The following is a 21,330-nucleotide window of genomic DNA, read 5'->3' as shown; positions in this document are numbered from 1 at the left end:
CTACTTTAGGAAGTGGTTAGCGATGCCCCTTTTATTTTCATCAAGATGACAGAGCCTACGAGTGGTTACAAAATTATGACAGTACCACTTTGGTTCCTCTTAGGGTGAAGTAGCCATACTGGAAAAAACCGAGAGTCTATGCTATACTAAATACCTAGTTTTCAGTAGGTCATACTGATTTGTGAGGAGGGTTCTTGTGGCATCTGAAGGAATTAAAGTCATCTCCGATAACCGAAAAGCTTACCATGATTATTTCGTAGAGGAAAAGCTTGAGGCAGGAATTATTCTCACAGGAACCGAGATCAAATCCATTCGTAACGGGCGTGTGAACCTTAAGGACGGCTATGCGCGCATTGAAAACGGAGAAGTATGGCTTTATCAGATGCACATTAGCCCATACGAACAAGGGAATCGCTTCAATCACGAGCCTTTGCGCAAACGCAAGCTCCTCTTGAATCACTCGGAGATTATTAAACTCATTGGAAAAGTACAGCAGGAGGGCTTGACCCTTATTCCCACTAAGATCTACCTCAGGCGTGGCCTAGCAAAGATCGAACTGGGCGTCTGCCGTGGGAAGAAGAATTACGATAAGCGTCAGGCTATTGCCGAGCGTGATGCTAAACGTGAGATTGAGCGGCATTTTAGAGAAAAGTAAGGTATGGGATATTAGATAAAGAAGCGCCCCGCGCAGTTTAAGAAAAGGCTGCGGCTGGGTGCTTTATTTTTTTCCGACATCTATAAGACAAATAAGTCTGGAGATTTAAAATATTAACAAAAATTAATAAATCTTAAACTATTTAAAATAGCAATCCGCATAGGGATTTGTTACTATTCACGCAAAGAGTTCTTATTCTTGTACGTTTACGTTTGTTCCGGGTATGGAGTTGTGTCGATCAGGGTGCAAGATCAAATGAAGGAGGGTGTGTCTAATGACTATTTCAAGGCGTACTTTTATTAAAGCCAGTGGAGGAACCATCGCGGGATTAGGAATTTTGGGTACTTTGAACTATAAAGACTGGATTCTCCCTGCGCTAGCAGAGGAAGAAGGAGAAAAAGTAGCATATACTTTTCATCCGCCGAATTGCGGGGGACGTTGTTCTTTTAAATGCACAGTTCGTGAAGGGAAATTAGTTAAGATTGAACCTAACGAATGGCCGGACAGCGTCCAAAACAAAATCTGCCTTAGAGGACTTAGTGAGGGAGAAAGAGTTTACAGCCCAGATCGTTTGAAAACCCCCATGAAAAGGGTAGGAGAAAGAGGCGAAGGAAAGTTTGTCCCCATTTCTTGGGATGAAGCACTCGGAACAATTGCTGACAAGCTTCTAGAATTAACAAGTAAATACGGTGGAGAATCTATAATATGGGCGGGCAGTACCGGAGTTCACTATCCCATGCTACTACTGCCACAGCTATTGGGCAGTCAAATAATAACTATGTATGATATAGGGCTGGATACAACGGCGGCCGGCGGTCAATCAATGATTATGGGTTTTGCCTGGTCAACTACCAATGAAATAACCGATAGCGTTAATTCCAATATGGCCATCTTTTGGGGAAACAATGTATTGGAAACATCGATGACCGATTCTGCCTTCTTCTTTGATGCTAAGGAAAGCGGAACTAAGATGGTATGTATTGATCCTGTTTATTCTACAACAGCAGCCAAATGCAATCAGTGGATTAGCCTTCGTCCTGGAACCGATAGTGCTCTCTTATTCGGGATGATTCATTTAATCCTAACAAACAACTGGTACGATAAACAGTACGTAAGAAAAAATACAAGTTCACCTTTTTTAATTAGAGCGGATAATAAAACTCTTTTGCGAGAAGAAGGTACTAATAAATTTTTAGTTTGGGACAAAAATTCAAATTCGCTTCAACCATACGATACTCCTGGTATTTATCCCGAATTAGAGGGTGAATATACTGCAAACGGGATTAAAGTAAAAACAGTGCTGTCAGCTTATATTGAACATGTCAAAGATTATACTCCTGAATGGGCGTCTAAGATAACTGAAATACCAGAGAAAGTTATTTTCGAATTAACTAAAGAATACGCTCTTGGTGGACCGGCTAACATACAATGGGGTATGGGAGGTACAGACAAGTGGTATCATTCAGATACAATGGGACGTTTAGCTACAATAATGGCTGGCCTAACTGGAAATATCGGTCGAGTTGGAGGAGGAGTAGGTCAGGGCACGCAACATGGGACATGCTGGTCTATGGATGTAGAGTTCGGGGGCTGGGAATTACCACCTGAATTTAAGGCAGCGGATCTTGAGGGGAAGTTTTTTGAATATGTGAATAAACCAAATGCAGTAAAAGCTGGTGTTTTTCAAGGTAATCCTATTCATCAGTATTTTCCGGATTACAACAAAGCAAAGGAATGGTTTAAAGGTTTTGAATTTATCGTTGCTGTTGATTCACACCAATGTGATACTGTGAATTTTGCGGATATTGTCCTACCTGCAGGGACCTGCTTTGAGTCGGAATATGATATTGGTTATTTAATTACCGAACGCAATCATGTTTTACTACAAGAAAAAGTTATTGAACCGTTATTTGAAAGCAAGTCAGACTTCCAAATAGAAAAAGAATTAGCCGAACTGATGGGATTTGCACAATATATGCCTGAATCACCGGAAGAATTTGTGCGGGCCCAATTGAACTCACCTGATCCTTCCTTGCAAGGAATTACTGTCGAGAGCTTAAGGGCTAATAAATGTGTAATGAGGCTTAATGTGCCAAACGAGCCTTATCGGGCTTTTATGGATCACCAATTTTACACTGAGTCAGGCAAATTGGAGTTTTATAGCGAAGATTTCATTGAAGAGGGTTATGCGTTACCAATATGGGAGGAACCTAATGAGGCTAGTCCTAGCAATCCTCTTTATGAAAAATATCCACTAGCACTAGGTACACCTCATACTCGTTTCCGTGCCCATTCCACTTATTCTAATGCCCGTTGGCTATTGCAAATCAATGCTGAACCATTGGTTAGAATAAACCCTAAAGATGCCCAAGCCCGGGGATTAAGTGATAAGGATTTTGTTGAAGTGTTTAACGATCGTGGAAGTTTCCAATGTAGATGCCAGTTAGCTAATGATATGCGTCCAGGGATGGTTCAAATAAGTGAAGGCTGGTGGTCCCGTTATTTCAAAAAAGGGGATCTACAGGAACTATTAAACCCTAATATCAATCCTAGAGGTAATAAATTAATTTTCGGACCACATATTGCTTTGTTAGATACACTGGTAGAAGTAAAAAGGGTAGAGGAGTGATAGTATGACTAAATTGGGAATGACAATCGACCAGAGTCGCTGTATTGGGTGTCATACTTGTTCAGTCGCCTGCAAAGCGCAAAACAATGTGCCGATGGGAATGTTATGGAATCGGGTTCTCACCGAAGGAGAAGTCGGGCTGGATTGTGCTCAAGGGGAGTTTCCTAATCTTACCAAGAACTGGTTACCTATGGCCTGCCAGCATTGTGAAAATCCTGCTTGTTTAAAAGTTTGCCCCGTAGGTGCAACCTATAAGAGTGATGACGGCAGGGTCTTGATTGATTACGATATGTGCATTGGATGTCGATATTGTATGGCTGCCTGCCCTTACAATGTTCGAGTATTTAATTGGCAGGATCCTGTGCGCCAACCGGATTTTAATTACGGAGATGCCACGTCCCGACCGATAGGGGTTGTAGAGAAATGTTCCATGTGTAGCGAGCGGACTGATCAGGGTCTTGAGCCGATGTGTGTAGTGGTTTGCCCTGCTAAGGCACGGAAATTCGGTGATTTGGATGACCCGGATAGCGAGGTTTCCAACCTCATTCGAGAAAAAAATTCCTATCAGTTACTTCCACATATGGGCACAAAGCCCCAAGTCTATTATTTGAAATAGAGGAGGATTAAAATGACAAGTAAAACCGAACGACACTACCCAGTTTGGCTCGGGATTTTGTCTTTCCTTGCCCTTGTTGGTTTCGGAGCATGGATCTACCAGTTGTCTAATGGCCTGATTGTAACAGGCATGCGTAATATCGTCTCTTGGGGCCTCTATATTACTGCCTTCATGTTTTTTGTCGGATTATCTGCGGGAGGATTGATCGTATCCTCATCAGCCACCGTTTTTAATATTCCTTCATTTAAAAAAGTGGCCATACCGGCCGTAATTCTCTCCACGGTATGCATCATTGTAGCCCTCTTGTTTATCGTTATCGATCTTGGAAAACCTCAAAGATTCCTTAACCTTATTTTATCTCCGCAGTTCAACTCCCCCTTAATTTGGGACGTGGTTGTGATTGGATTATACTTATTCGTTTCTATCGTATACTTGTATTTTATGACGCGCCCTAATCCTGATGAGGGTAAAATTGCGGTCATCTCTCGAATTGCCTTGCCTGTGGCAATACTTGTGCATTCAGTTACGGCGTGGATATTTGGCTTGCAGATTGCACGGGTCGCCTGGCACAGTGCCTTAATGGCCCCCTTATTTGTAGCCTCTGCTTTAGACTCCGGATTAGCTCTTCTTCTCATTGTTCTTTGGATCTTGAAGAAATTCGATGTGTATAAAGTGGAAGAAAAATTGTTTACTAGCCTAGCCGGGCTGCTTGCAGTATTTGTAGCAGTAGATGCATTTTTTGTTGGTTGCGAAATCCTGACCTTCGCTTTCCCCGGAGAGGAAAATGTAGCAGCCGCCCTGTCCAATCTTTTAAGTGGTTCTTTGGCACCTTTCTTCTGGGGGCAAATTCTTTTGGGTATAGTTATTCCATTCCTGATTTTGGTCTTTGCCAAGAACCGTGCTAATCATAAACTTGTGTTACTAGCCTCTATTCTAGTTGTGATTGGCGTGTTCTTTAAACGGGTTTGGTTGCTTTTCTCATCTTTTGCCTTCCCGCTGGTTCCTGGTCACTTAGGAGTGACACTTGGAGAATTCGCTGAAAGTGTAGATTCAATCGTTATACCCAATATATGGGCTACGAAAGGGGTCTATTTCCCAAGCATCTTTGAGGGTCTAATATTCGTAGGGATTAGCTCATTTGGAGTAATTTTGTATGCGGTCTTAGTTCGAAAGTTTATGGTTGACCCTAAGAGCAATCCGATGCAAAAAAAGGTAAACATGACAGGTAGCTTACAAGGAGGTAAGTAATATCATGGCTGTTTCTTGGGAAGAGGTATGCAGCTTGCGGTCTAGACTCTATAGTTTTTTAGGTAATTGCTTATTGGAGCCTATACAAATAGATAATGAGGAAATTATCCGAGGACAGTTCTGGCTGGAATTCCCCCTGGACGCTGCTAATTTACAAATGCAGAATGGCTTGAATAAGTTAATTCGATGTACAGAAGAGTTAGAAAGATTATCAGCTTCCCAAGCCATTCAAGAAATACACTTCGAATACACTGACCTTTTCTTGGGGCCTGGTCAACCCAAAGCTCCTCCTTGGGAATCAGTATACCGTACTCCGGAAAAGTTAGTTTTTGGTGGACCCACCTTGCAAGTCAGAGAGCTATTTCGGCAAAATGGATTTGAATTCAAGTTTAAACATAGGATGCCGGAAGATCACATGGGATTAGAATTGATTTTTCTAGCCTCGGCAGGTGATCGGTTATGCGAGGCTTTAACCTCGGATAGTGAAGAGACCTCTACGAAAGCAGTAATTGAGAGTCAGATCAGCTTTATAAAGGATCACCCCTTGACTTGGATTGCTGATTTTTCCAAGGATGCAAGCTTGCATGGTTCAATTGGTTTCTATCCTGGGTTAATAGAGTTAATCTGGGGAGTGCTTCTCTGGGACTTAGAACTGTTAGAAGAAATGAATGAAGAAACAACTTAATCTGATCTTTCTAGTATCGAGGAAGTACAGGGTTTAAAAGCGAAAGAGGTCGTCTGATGAAGATGACTCTTTCGCCATTTTACGTTGCCACAGACAAGACGTGACAATCACTTGGCACGAAGAAGGCTGGAAGAATAATCTTATCCTATAGAGCACGGAATAAATGCTATACTGTAAGCATGTGTTGGACAGTAGGGGGTGATTGGGCTGAAGTTTAAGGATACGAGGATAAGAACTCGATTTATCATATTATTTGTCGGTATTTTGGCTGTTTCACTCCTATTGAATGTGGTTTGGATTGGCATAACCCAAGAAAACCAAGCAGAACGCGAGATGCATGAAAAAGCATATGTTCTATCTCAGCAAATGGATGCTGTGTGGGAGTTCATGGTTATCAATCAAGACCTGATTAATTACGATGCCAATGGTGAGTACAATTTTAAAAAGCTACACTGCTCTATAGTTGGTAAAAGTATAGGGAAATTGTTTGGGAGAAAGACCGGCTACACTATTCGTTATACTCACTTTAACCCCCGTAATAAGGCTGATGTTCCTGACGAATTTGAATTAGAGGCTTTAAACCAGTTTTCTGCAGATGATGAAGTTATGGAATTTTACAAAATAAGTGAGTATGACGGAGAAAATACCTTTCGCTACACTGCTCCTATGCGGATTGAAGAAAACTGTTTGGAATGTCACGGCGACCCTAAGGGTGAGCTTGATATCTTAGGCTATCCCAAGGAAGGTTGGAGAACAGGTGACCTAGCGGGTATTGTTAGTATCGTGATGCCTATAGATATGTATACTGAAAATATTCAATCGAATGTCATTAAGCAAGTAGCCTATATTTCTCTGCTGACGTTGCTTCTCGTGATGCTCATCTATTATGCCATGTCTAAACTGGTAACAAAACCTTTGAGCCAATTAAAAGAAGCAATAGAACATGTTAGAATGGGGAATTTAAGGGTTGATTTAAACGATATCGAAGCGCAAGCGGAAATTAGAGATTTAGCCGATCATTTTGAGGTTATGACGGGAGAACTACAAAATCTTTACGATGACCTAGAAAAAAAGGTAGGACTAAGAACAGAGGATTTGGCACGAGCTATGGATGTTTTAGAGTCCCAGCGACTTCAACTTGAAGAAGCCAATCGTCGCTTGCGTGAGGATAACCAGTATAAATCTGACTTCCTAGCTATCGTCAGTCATGAATTGAGAACGCCTCTGACTTCAATAATTGCTTTTGCAGAAGTGCTTGAGCGGGGTAAGACCTCTATAGCAGACAAAGAACAGAAGATGGTTCAGGAAATTAAAAGTAATAGTTTGGTTCTTCTCAGTATGATTAACAACATATTAGACATGGCACGTATAGAAGCGGGAAGAAAAGAATTGGTTCTAGAACCAATAGATCTAGTGGACGTGATTAATGCGGTGGAAAGTGTCATTGAGCCCTTGATCGAGAAAAAGGGGATAAGTTTCTCAAGCCTTGTCAGTTCGGATGTCCCTGTCATTGAGGGGGATCGAGAAAGTTTACGACGGATTGTCGAGAATTTAGTTAGCAATGCTATAAAATTCACCCCAACTGGTGGGAAAATTGAAGTTAGGGTGAACTATGATCTAGACAAAAATGAAGTCCTTATTAACGTTCAGGATAATGGAATTGGCATCCGTAAAGAGGACCTGCCCTATATCTTTGACAAGTTTGTTCAGGGTGATTCTTCTATTCATAGACAGTATAGCGGAAGCGGTTTAGGGTTAGCTTTGGCCAAGGAGCTAGCTGAACTCCACGGGGGTTGGATTAAAGTAGTCAGTGAATGTGGGCAAGGCAGCTTGTTTGCTGTAGGAATTCCCGCAGGAGAAGATAAAGGAAACTTGTGTAAGATGGATTTTTGAGTCTATTTGAGTAAATTTAAGAGGTTTCACCTGTCAGACGAGGGAGGGAATTAGATGAAGATTATGTTGGCCGATGATGAAGAGAGCATTCGTATTGTGGTCGAACACATTGTCACAGATGATGGCTATGATTTTTGCTACGCATTCGATGGTGTTGAGGCTATAAAGGTTTTTGAGGAAGAACAGCCAGATCTGGTGATTTTGGATGTCATGATGCCGAAAATGAATGGGTTTGATGTCTGTGCTAAGCTTCGTGCGGGGGGAAGTAATGTCCCCATCATAATTTTGTCTGCCAAAGGGGATATTGTGGACAAAAGCGTAGGCTTTAAAGCGGGAGCTGATGATTATCTTGTCAAACCCTTTAGTTCTCTAGAGTTATCTTTACGAATCGAAGCGCTTCTCCGCCGAAGAGATCATCCAATAGGAGCAAGCGGTGATGTTGAGAAAAAGGAAAGCGCTAGATTGGGAGACTTAGAGGTTTTTTTTAACCGATATGAAGCAAGATTAAAAGACAAACGTATAGAACTGACACCGAAGGAATTTAAGATTCTTGCTTATATGGCCAGTCACCCGGGGGAGGTCTTTACTCGGGAGCAGCTGCTAACGTATGTTTGGGGTGAAGATTATGTGGGTGAATTGACCGGCATCGCTGTCTTTATCCGTAAGATACGAGAAAAGATTGAGGATGAGCCCTCAAAGCCCAAGTACCTACAAACTGTCTGGGGTATTGGGTATAAGTTTGGTGATAAGAAGTAAAAGCGGGTCTAAGCCCCTGCAACATGAAGTATAACATATAACCTAGAGAAGAGAACAAAAGTAACGATTAAGTAACGATTAAGTGTAACAAGACAATTTTCGATGGAGAACCCCAAGTAGAAATACTAAGGGTTGCCAACTCACACACCCGAGAGTCTCTACAGCTTTTGCTTCAGGAGGACGAAAACCTCTTTGATAGGCACTTTAAGGTTTTAAGTGCGCTGGCTGAAGCAATGGAAATGAATGTCCGTCGGGCTTATCTGAAATACAAATTCTTGCCTTCAAACTATCCTCATGAGGCCGATGACCATATCGGCTTAAAACTGGACTTCATGGCTCATTTATCACAACTGGCTTAGGAGTACTTTGAAAAGGGAAGTTTTGAGGAATTTAAAAGGATCCTAGAATATCATACACAATAGGTTTGTACGAACACAAGGAATCTCTATATATGGGGGTTCCTTTTCTTGTTTAAGTCGCTTTAGCTTAGGATAGGAATGTGCAATCAGCTGCGCGGGCAAAATGGATATATACGAACTTGGCAATGGAGGAAGGCTTTATGGGTAGCCGATCAATTATGGAATTCTTTCAAGTACTCGATGAACTTAATGATAAAGAGTTTCTTCTGTATAAGATAAAGTATTACGCTGCCCCGACTATAGCTGGGATAAAACCATCGACCTTAATGGCGTTTACCAATCTCAAACGCAATACCTATGCGCTTTGGGAATACTATAAGGATGAGGTATGTGCTCCCTTAGGAATCAGATACTATGAACTTTGGCAGAAAAGGGATCGAATATTTGTCCTGTTTTACAAAGACGAGGTTTTAGTCGAGTATTTATCTGGCAGGGAAAATAGAAAATTCCTGCAGGGGCTGGGCTATAATGGGACTAAAGCTTTAGAGGATGATCTAGTTATGCTAGAAAAACGTTATCAAATAAGCTGTCCTCATGAGTTAGGTCTATTTCTCGGTTATCCTTTGAAAGATGTCATTACTTTTATGGAAGACAAAGGGGAACCTTGTCTTGCCAGTAAGTACTGGAAAGTTTATCGAGATATCGAGAAAGCTCTTCAGACCTTTAATGCCTATGATAAAGAACGGGAAAAAGTAATCGAAACAGTTATGTCGGTTGGTATATAAGAAGACAAGTAACAAACAGGAGGTAGTAGCCTCCTGTTTTGTTATTTCCTAACATAAACTGTTTTATAGCATAGGATGAAGAGATGGATGGAGGTGATCGATTGCATTTTGACAAGAATTTAAGGGAATCTTTAGATAAAGCTACGCGTTATGTATCTGAAGGTGTGGAGCAGATTTTAGCGGATAAGCTAGATCAACACCATGGCGTCTCTCTTAGTCCAGGGGCAACGGCGCTAGCTTCATTAGCTTTGCTAGCCTTGGGGCGAGAATTCAAAGGTGCTCAACAGCGAGGTATACAGTGGTTATGGCAGAATAACAGAGGAGGCTGGGGGAAGGTCCCCGACAGTCAACCCGATGAAGAGATAACCAAGATTGCCAGATTAGCCCTGCAAGGGAGCCAAGGGGGATGGATGGCCAAGCTCCAGATTTTATCTCAGGCAAGGCAATTCTCTCAAATGATTTTAACTTTAGGGCAGAGGGTAGTGCCCGGTCTGGAAGGGCCGACTCCTGAAGAGATTGTGATTCCCAATATTCTAGAAGAGAAGGTTTTAGCCAAATTGCCGATCTATGGCCGACCGGTTGTAGTAGCAGCGTCACTTCTTGCCACAGAATCTCAAGAAGGACTAAGGGTAGGAATACAGTATCTCCTCAGTACCCAAATGCCGGATGGCTCATGGTCTGAGGATATTATTGGTACCAGTCTAGCCGTACTTGCAATTATGCGTTTGAAAGGGTATTCAGAGCCCTGTCAAAAAGCTGGTCGCTGGCTTTTGCGTAAGCAGTATGCCAACGGAGGATGGCCTGCCTTTGATCAACTTAAGAACTGGGCCATGGGCTGGGCTATCGGCATCACCGCAGAAACAGCAGAAAGTTTAGAAGAAAATCCCTGGTTAGAACGAGGCGTTGCTTGGCTAAAGAAGGCCCAGAATACAGATGGAAGCTATGGCAGCACCCCTCCCTATACTCATCCAGATTTGGACGACACGGCAGTAGCCTTAATCGGCCTCCATCAAGTAGGGGTAGAAAACCCTTCAGGAATTCAGTTGCTTAAAAAGATGCAAAATGCTGATGGCAGCTGGAGCACCTTTCCTAGCTTTCAAGGGACACCACCTCAGATTACCTCAGATTTTCCTGTGTATATTCCAAGCGCCGATGTAACGATTCATGCTTTAGAGGCTTTATGGCAACGAGCAAGATCTCAAGAGGGAGCCATTTACCGCGGGCTTAGTTGGTTATTATCTCAGCAGGACGTAAAAGGAGCCTTTCCCTCCTCTTGGTATGAAGGGCCAGTCTACTGTACAGCCCAGGCACTCGAACTTTTTGATAAGTGGAAATTTAACTGGCAACAACTCTATCTGACACGGGATATTTGGGGGGCGAGGCAAAAGGCCATCAACTTTATCCTACAATCCCAAGGAGAAGATGGTGGTTGGGGTTCTGCTGCGGAGACAGGGTTAGCTTTGTCCGGCCTCTTGCGCTATGGAAGGGCGGTTCCCAAGGAAGTCCTTGATAAAGGAATCCTCAATCTAATCAACTCTCAAAATCTTATGGGTTCTTTTAAACCTTCATATAAGGCGATCTATGCTAAAGGATGGGACTATGAAGAGCCTATCACCGCTGTACTGACAGCCATACGTGCCTTAAGTCGATATGAACAATTGTTTGCAAAAGTGAAATAGTGAGTCAAGGGGACAGGTCCCTGATTCACCCAAGTAAGGAGGGCTTTGCCCTCCTTACTTGGGCTAAGGAGAGAATGCTCTTTTAAAACACCGCTGCTCATGATATAAAGGAAGAAGAAACTGGAAAACTACCGGCTGTGAGGCGAGAAAATGAAAAAATACATATTGGCTTTAGACCAAGGAACAACCAGTTGCCGAGCTATTCTTTTCGATAGGGAAAGTCATATTGTGGGAGTGGCGCAAAAAGAATTTACCCAGATTTACCCCCAGCCCGGTTGGGTGGAACATGATCCAGAAGAGATTTGGAGTACACAGTATGGTGTCATAGCAGAGCTCTTAGCTCGCTACCACGTAAAGCTTGAAGAGATCTCATGCATTGGAATTACCAATCAACGGGAAACCACTGTAGTTTGGGATAAGTACACGGGAAAGCCTATCGCCAACGCTATTGTTTGGCAGTGTCGAAGAACAGCCCCCCTCTGTGATGAACTAAAAGAAAAAGGGCTGGAACCCCTGTTCAAGGAAAAGACGGGCTTAGTTCTTGATGCGTATTTCTCGGGAACGAAAATACGCTGGATTCTTGATCATGTACCTGGGGCTCAGGAAAAGGCCGAAAAGGGTGACTTGCTCTTTGGCACTATGGATACCTGGTTGGTGTGGAATTTAACCAAGGGTCAGATTCATGTTACTGACTATTCGAATGCATCTCGAACTTTACTCTATAATATAAAGTCTCTAGAGTGGGATGAGGAGCTTCTTCGCTTGTTAAGGATTCCCTTAGCCATGCTTCCGGAAGTAAAGCCCTCCAGTTATATCTATGGCAAAACAGCGGCCGAGGGGTTTTTCGGTTATGAGCTTCCTCTCGCCGGAATCGCCGGGGACCAGCAAGCTGCCTTATTTGGCCAAGCCTGTTTTGAGCCGGGTATGGCGAAAAATACTTATGGTACCGGCTGCTTTATGCTTCTGAATACAGGAGAAGAGGTCTGTGAGTCTCGGCATGGTCTCGTGAGTACCATTGCCTGGGGGATGGATGGAAAAGTTGTTTATGCCTTGGAGGGCAGTGTTTTCATCGCCGGTGCTGTGATTCAGTGGCTGCGGGATGAATTAAAGCTCATCGAAACCGCTGCGGATTCTGAGTATTTTGCAGGAAAAGTTTCCGATAACGGGGGAGTCTATGTAGTGCCTGCTTTTACTGGACTCGGTGCTCCCTACTGGGATATGGATGCTCGGGGGGCGATTGTTGGCCTTACGCGTGGTAGTAATAAAAACCATATTATACGGGCAGCCCTTGAATCCATGGCCTACCAGACGAAGGATATTTTAAAAGCTATGGAAGCTGACTCTGGGTTACTCCTTCAACTTCTAAAGGTCGATGGGGGAGCAGTAAGCAATAATCTCCTCATGCAGTTTCAAGCAGACCTATTGGGTGTAGAAGTAGAGCGTCCTCAGTGTATTGAAACTACAGCATTAGGAGCCGCCTATCTTGCTGGTTTGGCTACGGGTTTTTGGAGTGATCTAGAGGAGTTGAAAGGAAAGTCAAGACATGACCGTTCCTTTGAACCCCGCATGAGCGAAGAGCTTAAAGAGAAATATTATCAAGGCTGGAAAAAGGCCGTCAGACGGGTCATGGATTGAACGACACTATAAAAAGAAACGGATAGGGCTTTTGGGTTCTGGTCCAAAGTAAAGGAGGAAACCTTTATGCAGAGGAGTCGCGAAAAATCTATGATAGTAAAAGACGTTCTTTTGCTTCTTATGGCATGTATCTTAACCCTCTCTTTAGCTGCTTGCGGTCAACAACAGCCTAGTGGAAACGAGCAGAAAGGCGATAAAAATCCGGTAGAAGAGGACAAGATTTATGAAGGGAAAATCCAAGAGACTAAAGACTATCTCCTGAACTACGGAATAATTCCCCTTGAACCGGTGACTCAAGCCGCTGCGGGTGATGAAAGAACGATTACTTGGGATAATCTAGCGAATAGACCTGAAATCCAACTCCTTGACGCGTTCCTTAACGATTCGCTGCAGAAAGCTTCTGAAAAAATAGGTTATGGCTCGGTTGCGCTAAGGGTCGTTACTTTTAATATTGAAAACCAGCAAGTTGCGGAAGTTTATTTCCACGAGGATAAGATTGTGGGGGGAGTAACCTACCCTGCACAGGAAATCGCCCAAGAGAAAAGAAACTATCGAAATTTAGAGGGTAAGACTCTGGCCCAAATACGCCAGATTGATTATCCCTTATGGCAGCCTGGTCAGACTCAACCCAGCGAGCCGTCGCTTTTTTACCTCCAAACTGAACAGGCCCAAAAAGATGGATTTGAGAATGCCATCCAAATCTTGAACTTGGGTCAAGGGAAAAACCTGATTGTTTTTAGAAACGACCTAGAAATCCGTGCCTATGTTCACGACTTGATTACAGGTTCCGATTTTTATACGGGGATTTCCACTAAGGAAGAGTATCTACCGATACGGGTTAAGCTACTTGAAGAGAATCGAATGGCCGTAATGCTTCAAGAGGAAATACTGATTGTCAACCGGGAAGACTTTAAGACCATCAAAGAAATGCCCTACCCAGAGCAAGAATTGACTCCAAATGACATAGATATTACTCCGGATGGGAAGACCATCGTCCTTGCCGGCAAGAAGGGCATCACCGTCTATGATGGCAATTTCGAAAACGGCAAGCTCATTGTTCCTTCCCAGATCGGATCAGATCCTCATGGAATGGATACACAAGCGCCACGTGGTCCAGTATTTTCACCGGATTCTAGTCACATCTTATATAGGATGTTTGGCTATGAGTGGTTAGTAGGGACGGGGACCATAGAGGTGTCCGGTTCTGATCATCGCTTTTTTCTAGCGGATCAAGAAGAGACCAACTATATCAAATGGTTTGATAATACCCATATTTACAGTAATGGCCCCTCTTATGCAGAGTATGACAACCCAGTCATAAGGAATATCCAGACTGCTCAAGAAACCTATCTCGTGAAGGATGCTCCTAAAGACAAGTACATAAGGTACTTCAAAGGGGACGACCGTAAATTATATGCCTTGGAAACAGTTTTGGATGAAAGCTATAACCTAAAAACAGCTAGGCTTAGCTATTATGATCTAGAAAAGGGGACCTGGCACTCGCTGATGGAGAACAACGCTCTTCGCCACTTAGACTGGTATCTTTCAGCTTATGATGCCCAAGAAGATGTTTTTGTCTTTACTCTAAGTAATCATCCGCTATCAGCAAAAGCGACTCTCTTGGCAGGACTAAAAGCAGAATAACTTTTATGATAGATAGCCTGTTGTAGAAAAAAGAAAAAAGCCCGCGGTGTCCCTTCATTAGGAAGAGACTCTGCGGGCGATTTACATAAAGAGGATGATTTTTCAGCTCCTAGTGTGGCTTGATACCTTATAAGGACTTAATTTTCTTTCCTTCCTTAAGGCCAGGTAAGTCATTTTCTAATAGAAGTTGATCACCGGCGATGAGCCCTTCCAGTATAATGACTTCTCGGTTGTTTTCCATACCTTTAACTACGGGCTGAATGTGGGCTACTCCTGCACGAACTACCCAAACCGCCTCTTCCTCACCGTAAGGAAAAAGGACTGTTTTGGGGACTACGATTTGAGCAGACTCTTGATGGGTTGTGAAATTTACATCCAGAGTACTGCCGATAATTAGAGGTGTGTCACTGTGCAGAAGGATGCTCGCCTTTACCCGATTCTCCTTAAGTCCTAAGGGAGAAATGCGTTCTACCGCCGAAGGCTCGATGCTTTCGATCTGTCCCGTCAAGATCAGATCCTCTAGGCTACTATCCTGTATGGTTTCCACAGTGTCTCCCGGCTTGATCGCAGAAGCCTCGCTAGCTAAAACATAGCTCTCTACCTTATAAGAAGAGTTTTGGAAAAGATTCAGCAAAAGCTGCCCAGAGGTAACCCATTCTCCCTGCTTCAGGTTCAAGTCCTTAATCAAGCCATCGGCGGGAGCCGTCACTTGGGCAAGGACAATTTGATTTTCGATCTGGGCGATTTGGGCATCAAGGGCTTCTATTTGACCGCCGTAAAACTGTTCGGTGCCTTGTTGAGGCTGGTGCTGTTCATAGATTAATTCCAAGGCGGTCTTCTGTTGCGTCAGGAAATTCTGGGCCCTTTCCGCTTGCCGCTGGGCGTCTTCATATTGAACAAGGGAAAGAGCTCCAGCTTCATAAAGAGACTTGCTACGGGTAAGATTTTCTTGCTGAGCCAAATGGTCTTTTTCTGCTTGGGTAATCAGAAGATTTTGCTGCTGAATCAAGGCCGGATACGGATTGCTATGGGCTTGGAGGCGTTGTCCTTCCACGCTTTTACGCTGCGCTTTTAAAGCATCCAGCTGATAACGTATATCCTGGGTATTCAGCTCTAGAAGAACCTGCCCTTTCCTTACCTGATCCCCGTTCTGAACCGAGATTAGAGCGACCTTGGCATTCACTGCATTATACAGAGGCCATTCCTTGGCAGCTAAAACTTGTCCCTCCTCCGTAAAACCCTTGATAAATTCTTGGGGCTGAAGGGTCATAACTGCTCCTTCAAGTGGCTTCAAACGCGAAACCACCACAGCGGAAAGAATAAGAAGGGCAATGATTCCATAGATGAGCATCTTCTTTTGCTTCGTTTTCTTGGAACTTGCTTTCGTTGTTCCCTTATCAGCTTTTTTCTTAAAAGGAAAAGAGGGAAACGGTAGTTTTTTTAAGAGGGACGGGCGTTCAACTGACATTGGGATACCTCCTTTTTTACTCCTTCGTCGCTAAAACCTCTACAAAAGGTAACTTTTTAATTTTATTATACGTACGGGTCTGGGCAATCCATACGGAGATAGCAGTACCCATCACCGCCCCGAGGAGAGCCGAAGGAGGGATCTCCGTGGGTATGGAGTAGAGATCGGTGCTCATGGATTGGGCCATAGCTTCTAAAAGACCAAAGGAAAGGGGGATGCCCAAGAGTACGCCAAACAGAGTTAACAACCATTGTTCGGAGGTTATCACTTGGAGGGCCTCTTTGGCAGTCAAACCAAGCACTCGTAAAGAAGCCAGCTCCCTTTGCCGTTCGGAGAGTGAGATAATGCTGGAATTATAGATTAGTGCGAAACCAGCAAAACCAGCAATGACGGCCAGAAAATAGATGGTAAAGCCATAGGAACCCATCAACTCTTCGATTTTGGCAGCGCTTTCTTGGGAGGATTCAATGTTGCCTACTCGCTCGGCATCCCGGTACCTGCTTTTAAGAGCGGAAACCTCCTGAGCATCCATCTGTATGAGCATGGAGGTAGCGATATCTCCTTGTTGCAGAAGATCTGCCAGTGCACCGATCTCCATAAAGGCGTTGAGACCGACGTATTGGGGAATCACCCCACGCACGATCAGTTGTTCTTTTTGATCGCTATTGATCTGGCGGCGCAGTGGGCTTTCGACCTGGATTGCATCCCCGACCTGCACTTGGAGGAGCCGCGCTAAGCGTTCCGAGAGCAGGATCCCGTCTTGAGGGATCGGGACTTTTTCCCCCTTCTGATTGAGCACATTATACAAAGTCGAATCTTGGTTAATGCCAAGCACTGCCACTTCTTTTTTATACCATTGATTTTGCAGGGTGGCGGGAATCTCCAAGAGAGGTTCGAGGTGGGTGACTCCGGGCTCATGAGCTAGTGCATATTGTAGGGAGCGGGAAGACTCGGGCCTGTTGAGGGAAACCTTGACATCATAGGTTTGAACCTGTTGGAATTGAAACGTCGTTAGTTTATCAATCATGTTATCCATGGACCAAGAAACTGCCATCAGGCTAAATATCACCGCCATACCGACTACGGTAAAAATACTTCGCATGGGGGAGCGGAAAACATTGCGAATCCCCATCTGACTCTGGGAAGTTAGATTGTTCCATAACCAAGTGAATCTTTCTATGGGAGTTTTGCCTGAATCCCTGGGAGCGGCTGGGCGCATGGCTTCGGCAGGTTCTAAGCGAAGGATATCCAAGCTGCTCTTTAGACCGCTGAGAAGGCTAAAGACGAGGGAAAGAGCTAATCCTAGAAAAAGATATTTCCACGAGAAATGACTTTCTAGACCCGGTAAGGCAAAAAACTCTTCGTAGAGTGTGATGAGTGGAAAGGAAAGAGCGATGCCGGCTAATCCGCCCAAGAGTCCTCCAACCCCCCCGATAAAAAGTGGATAGGATAAGTAGTGGAGGATGATCTCACGATTCGTAAAGCCGAAGGCCTTTAAGTTGCCGATGTTCATTCTTTGTTGCTCGATGAGTCGTCTCAGCATGGTGTAGAGAATGATACTGGCCACCGCCAGAAAGACTAAAGGCAAGGCTTTAGCCGTACTGCGCAAGGAGCTTAACTCGCTTTCCAGTATAGCGTGGCTAGTCTGGTCTTTGCGAGGAAAGATACTTTGCAACCCATAAGGCTTCAGTGATTTCTCCAACAGCAACTTACTATCCTCGAAGCTTGCCCCCGGTTCTAAGGTAAAGGCAATATCATTAACCTGTCCGGCCTCTTTGACTATAGCACTCAGTGAGCTTTGGGGGACATAGGCAATACCAAAGGTTGCGGGGTCAGGGTAGAGTTCTTGAGCGGAACGCATGGCATAGATAAACTCCGGGCTCTGGGCAGTTCCGACCACGGTAAAGCTGGAACGCTTCCCTTCAAGAATCAAGGTTAAGGTGTCACCTAAGGCTAGGGAATTGGCGGCGATAAACTTAGGATCGACGAGGATTTCCATTTTTCCTTCTTCCGGCCATTGACCACTAAAGAGCTGAGCCTGGTTCAGATCCGGACCATTCGTAAAATTCATGGAGACCAGACGTAAATAACGATTGCCTTCCGTCTCTTCGCTAAAAAGCCTAGCATCCTTGACAATCCGACCTTCAACCCTGTCGATCCCCTCTAGATTCGCCAGATTCGTTACTTTGCCCTCTGGGTAACCATTGACCTTTATAAAACCATCGGCGAAGTGGGTTTCGGCATAGAAATGGTTCTGGGCTCGCTCAAGATTCTCTACAGCGATAGACATCGAGGTATAGGTGAGTAAGCCGATCATAATAACAACGATGCAGGCAAGATAAACCCCTAGGTTCGCTTTAATTTCCCGAATAAGCTTTTTGCGCAGCACTACCATTGCAACTCCTCCGGTGGCAGGGGGTGGTCATTGACATGGATACTGTCAAGTCTGCCATCCTTAAGATAGAATACCCGGTGAGCCATTTTTGAGATCTCAGAATTATGGGTAATAATAAGAATAGTTTTATGGTATTCTTGATTGAGTCTAAGCAAGGCTTTTAGGACTTGGATCCCCGTCTCGATGTCGAGGGCCCCAGTCGGCTCATCACAAAGGAGCAAAGCAGGGTTTTTGACGATAGCCCTGGCAATAGCCACCCGTTGCTGCTGTCCACCGGAAAGTTGGGATGGGAAATGTTCCGACCAGGCCACCAAACCCACATCCCGCAATACCTCTTCCACAGTCAGAGGATCTTCGGCAATTTCAGCGGCAAGCTTCACATTTTCCGCAGCTGTTAGGTTGGGCATAAGATTATAATGTTGAAAAACAAAGCCAACTGCATTGCGACGATAAAGGGTTAATCCCTTATCATTCATCTCATGGAGAGGCTGATCTTGGTAGTACAGCTCACCGGAAGTAGGAGGGGTCATGCCACCAATGATATTGAGAAGGGTTGTTTTACCTGATCCGCTCTGCCCAAGGATAACAATGAATTCTCCGGCCATGATTTGAAAATTAAGCCCTTTCAGGACTTCTAGCTCGATCTCCCCGGTTTGGTAAACCTTACGGATTTCTTTACCTTCCAGCAGTACTGCCATAAAGCTTCCTCCTCAATGATGCTGATTCAAAACAATCATCCACTACTCATTGCTAATGACTCGCTTTTCTAAACCATGAGCTAAAAGGTAGAGCATCTTATCGATCAGATCTTGGTAACGGCTATCTTCTAAAATCGATCCTTGGCTGTTTAGGCTAAGGGAAAGATAGGCATCAGTAAAAGCTATGTTTAAGGCTTGCATCATTAGCAGGGCAGCCGTGAAATCCATAGCTGGGTCAAGCTGTCCCAGCTCATAGCCTTTACGCAGCATTTCGCCATAAATATTAAGGGATTTGGAATTTTGCTCAGCCAGCACTTCCTCCCGCAGCTGTAGATTGATATCCTTGATAAATCGATCGCCCAGAGCTAAAAGCTCAGGATGTTCTTGGGCAAACTCGATGCCCACCACAAAAAGTTTGCGCAGGGTCTTGAAAAAGTCGAAGGAATCACCATGCAGTTCAGGAATCTTATCCTCAAAATACCGAAGTTTTTTTTCTATCGCCAGTTTAAAAATATACTTATACAAATCCTTAAGGTTTTTAAAGTATTGATAAAAGCTACCACGTGGAATCCCCGCCTGTTCAATAATCCGAGCGATGCTCACTTGAGCAAAAGGATATGCCGAAAACTCACGGATGGCAGCCTCAGTGATCCGCTCCCTTTTCTCTTCAGGGAGGTTGAAGAAGGTCTGATTAGGCAAGATTAGACCTCTCCTTTCCTTCTGAATTCATAGCCTATATCCAATCCTTATACTTTGTATGACGTATGGTTTAAAATATGACACTCTTGTCACCTCAATAATATGACAGGTGTGTCACATGGTCAAGCATTAAATTTTTTTGTTCTTTGTTACTTTAATAACTCATGCTATAATTGAGAAAAGATGGAATATATATAAGTAATTTAATAAGATAACATAGAAAGCGAGTGGATTAAGCATGGATAACCTAAAAAGCAATCTAAATAAAGCAATGGATACAGCCAAGGGAACTATCAATGAGACTGTCCGCAAAGCTGAAGAATTTCTCGAAAGTGATAAGGTTAAATCAAAAGTAAATGAAGTAAGAGATTTAGTAGAAGATAAAGCGGAAGGTATCGCCGCCCGAACTGATGGGATTAAGGATTCCCTGGAAAACAAGCTGGAAAATATCGCGGACCGTGCAGAGGAATGGAAAGATGTTGCCGAAGCGAAAGCTGAGAAAATTGCTGATAGAATCGAAGATAAAGCAGAAGAATATAAAGATAAGATAGAGGGTTTATTCCGTAAAAATCAATAGTCCTCTCATAGCCTCATCCAAGCAAAAAAGATCACTGCAGAAGCTTCTGCAGTGATCTTTTTTGCTTGGAAAGAACGTTGTTCTAGTGGTAAGTTAATTAGTTAATAGTTAGTTGGTTGGGTGGTTAGTTAGTTAGTACGTGTGATGCTCATCAGCATCCCTTTTTGTTGTATGAACAGTGCCGTGCGGATGTTGAGGTGGTGCATAAATAGAGTACAATTTAAGAGGTACACGACCCGTATTGATCACATTGTGCCATTTACCCGCCGGTATAACTATAGCATAATCGTCGCCCACTCTTTGCTGGTAATAAAGTCTATCTGCACTGTCTCCCATCATAACAAGGCCTTGACCTTGTTCGATGCGAAGAAATTGATCAACAGCAGGATGAATTTCCAAGCCTATGCTATCCCCCACATTGATACTCATCAAGGTAAGCTGCAGGTGAGATCCGGTCCACAAGGCAGTGCGGAACGTGTTATTTTGCAACGTGGCTTGTTCAATATTCACAACAAATGGATGTGGTCCGCAGTCCCTTGAAGGAGGAAAAAGAGGGCCGTTGGGGTTATAACCATTATACATTTAACTCAACCCTTTCAGAAATCATAATTGATTGATGTACCGATATACCAATATAACAATGAAGCAATTCTTTTTAAGCGTCATAATCATGCCTTTAAGTGTTTGCCGCAAACTCCATATAGCATTGTATTCTGTCACATCGCCCTGAGTGTATGTCTAGACCCTTTTCCTGTTTATTGATGAACGATACATTTAACAATGGCATTATTAAGACCAGCAGTTGAGGGCATATAAGAATGTGTTAATTATTTTCGGAATATTTAATAAAAGGTCCAATAGAGGACCAGATAAGTAGTATAATGTGGTTATAGATAAAGGAGATAATGA

General features: G+C 43.7%; 17 protein-coding genes and 1 pseudogene. 13 read left to right on the top strand and 5 right to left on the bottom strand.

Annotated features, from left to right (window positions below; translation table 11 throughout):
• Positions 1-196 precede the first annotated feature (196 nt).
• The 12 genes from smpB to DESDI_RS16255 all read left to right on the top strand — a co-directional run bounded on the left by smpB (position 197) and on the right by DESDI_RS16255 (position 14,584).
• Positions 197-655 carry an SsrA-binding protein SmpB gene (smpB, locus tag DESDI_RS16310; protein WP_015263714.1) on the top strand — a complete coding sequence of 153 codons (459 nt, stop codon included), beginning with the start codon at positions 197-199 and terminating at the stop codon, positions 653-655.
• Between the two features lie 274 nt (positions 656-929).
• Entirely contained in the window at positions 930-3,284 is a 2,355-nt protein-coding gene (locus DESDI_RS16305; protein WP_015263713.1) for a molybdopterin-dependent oxidoreductase, read from the top strand.
• A 4-nt stretch (positions 3,285-3,288) separates the two neighbouring features.
• Positions 3,289-3,900: a 4Fe-4S dicluster domain-containing protein gene (locus DESDI_RS16300; protein WP_015263712.1), complete on the top strand. Its 612-nt coding sequence runs from the start codon at positions 3,289-3,291 to the stop codon at positions 3,898-3,900.
• Between the two features lie 12 nt (positions 3,901-3,912).
• Positions 3,913-5,148, top strand: coding sequence for an NrfD/PsrC family molybdoenzyme membrane anchor subunit (gene nrfD, locus DESDI_RS16295; protein ID WP_015263711.1), 1,236 nt, complete (start codon positions 3,913-3,915; stop codon positions 5,146-5,148).
• A gap of 4 nt (positions 5,149-5,152) precedes the next feature.
• Entirely contained in the window at positions 5,153-5,833 is a 681-nt protein-coding gene (locus DESDI_RS16290; RefSeq protein ID WP_015263710.1) for a TorD/DmsD family molecular chaperone, read from the top strand.
• Between the two features lie 198 nt (positions 5,834-6,031).
• Entirely contained in the window at positions 6,032-7,726 is a 1,695-nt protein-coding gene (locus DESDI_RS16285) for an ATP-binding protein (RefSeq protein ID WP_015263709.1), read from the top strand.
• Between the two features lie 54 nt (positions 7,727-7,780).
• Positions 7,781-8,482 carry a response regulator transcription factor gene (locus DESDI_RS16280; protein WP_015263708.1) on the top strand — a complete coding sequence of 234 codons (702 nt, stop codon included), beginning with the start codon at positions 7,781-7,783 and terminating at the stop codon, positions 8,480-8,482.
• A gap of 167 nt (positions 8,483-8,649) precedes the next feature.
• Positions 8,650-8,841, top strand: coding sequence for a molecular chaperone TorD family protein (locus DESDI_RS17390; RefSeq protein ID WP_051015687.1), 192 nt, complete (start codon positions 8,650-8,652; stop codon positions 8,839-8,841).
• Between the two features lie 200 nt (positions 8,842-9,041).
• Positions 9,042-9,626 carry a DUF3793 family protein gene (locus DESDI_RS16270; RefSeq protein WP_015263707.1) on the top strand — a complete coding sequence of 195 codons (585 nt, stop codon included), beginning with the start codon at positions 9,042-9,044 and terminating at the stop codon, positions 9,624-9,626.
• 83 nt (positions 9,627-9,709) lie between these two features.
• The gene (locus DESDI_RS16265; protein WP_015263706.1) at positions 9,710-11,305 is read left to right on the top strand and encodes a prenyltransferase/squalene oxidase repeat-containing protein; all 1,596 of its coding nucleotides are present in this window, start codon (positions 9,710-9,712) and stop codon (positions 11,303-11,305) included.
• Between the two features lie 150 nt (positions 11,306-11,455).
• Positions 11,456-12,940: a glycerol kinase GlpK gene (gene glpK / locus DESDI_RS16260; RefSeq protein WP_015263705.1), complete on the top strand. Its 1,485-nt coding sequence runs from the start codon at positions 11,456-11,458 to the stop codon at positions 12,938-12,940.
• Between the two features lie 66 nt (positions 12,941-13,006).
• On the top strand, positions 13,007-14,584 hold the full coding sequence (locus DESDI_RS16255) for a hypothetical protein (RefSeq protein ID WP_015263704.1): 1,578 nt from the start codon (positions 13,007-13,009) through the stop codon (positions 14,582-14,584).
• A 127-nt stretch (positions 14,585-14,711) separates the two neighbouring features.
• Here DESDI_RS16255 and DESDI_RS16250 read toward each other — a convergent pair whose 3' ends face one another.
• Genes DESDI_RS16250 through DESDI_RS16235 form a run of 4 tightly spaced genes read right to left on the bottom strand, consistent with a single transcriptional unit; the run spans position 14,712 to position 19,844 of the window.
• Positions 14,712-16,052: an efflux RND transporter periplasmic adaptor subunit gene (locus tag DESDI_RS16250; RefSeq protein ID WP_015263703.1), complete on the bottom strand. Its 1,341-nt coding sequence runs from the start codon at positions 16,050-16,052 to the stop codon at positions 14,712-14,714.
• Between the two features lie 16 nt (positions 16,053-16,068).
• Entirely contained in the window at positions 16,069-18,447 is a 2,379-nt protein-coding gene (locus tag DESDI_RS16245; RefSeq protein WP_015263702.1) for an ABC transporter permease, read from the bottom strand.
• On the bottom strand, positions 18,441-19,145 hold the full coding sequence (locus DESDI_RS16240) for an ABC transporter ATP-binding protein (protein WP_015263701.1): 705 nt from the start codon (positions 19,143-19,145) through the stop codon (positions 18,441-18,443). The genes DESDI_RS16245 and DESDI_RS16240 overlap by 7 nt, the downstream gene beginning before the upstream one ends.
• Positions 19,146-19,187: 42 nt before the next feature.
• Positions 19,188-19,844: a TetR/AcrR family transcriptional regulator gene (locus DESDI_RS16235; protein ID WP_015263700.1), complete on the bottom strand. Its 657-nt coding sequence runs from the start codon at positions 19,842-19,844 to the stop codon at positions 19,188-19,190.
• Between the two features lie 238 nt (positions 19,845-20,082).
• Here DESDI_RS16235 and DESDI_RS16230 point away from each other — a divergent pair, with 238 nt between their 5' ends.
• Complete coding sequence (locus tag DESDI_RS16230) at positions 20,083-20,421, top strand: hypothetical protein (protein ID WP_015263699.1); 339 nt, start codon at positions 20,083-20,085, stop codon at positions 20,419-20,421.
• Positions 20,422-20,553: 132 nt separating this feature from the next.
• Here the strand turns inward: DESDI_RS16230 and DESDI_RS16225 are convergent.
• Positions 20,554-20,988: pseudogene (locus DESDI_RS16225) on the bottom strand (cupin domain-containing protein); the annotation flags it as partial.
• Between the last annotated feature and the right edge of the window lie 342 nt (positions 20,989-21,330).

This window comes from Desulfitobacterium dichloroeliminans LMG P-21439, assembly GCF_000243135.2.
GTDB lineage: Bacteria > Bacillota > Desulfitobacteriia > Desulfitobacteriales > Desulfitobacteriaceae > Desulfitobacterium > Desulfitobacterium dichloroeliminans.
This window is presented reverse-complemented; position numbering and strand designations above follow the sequence as displayed.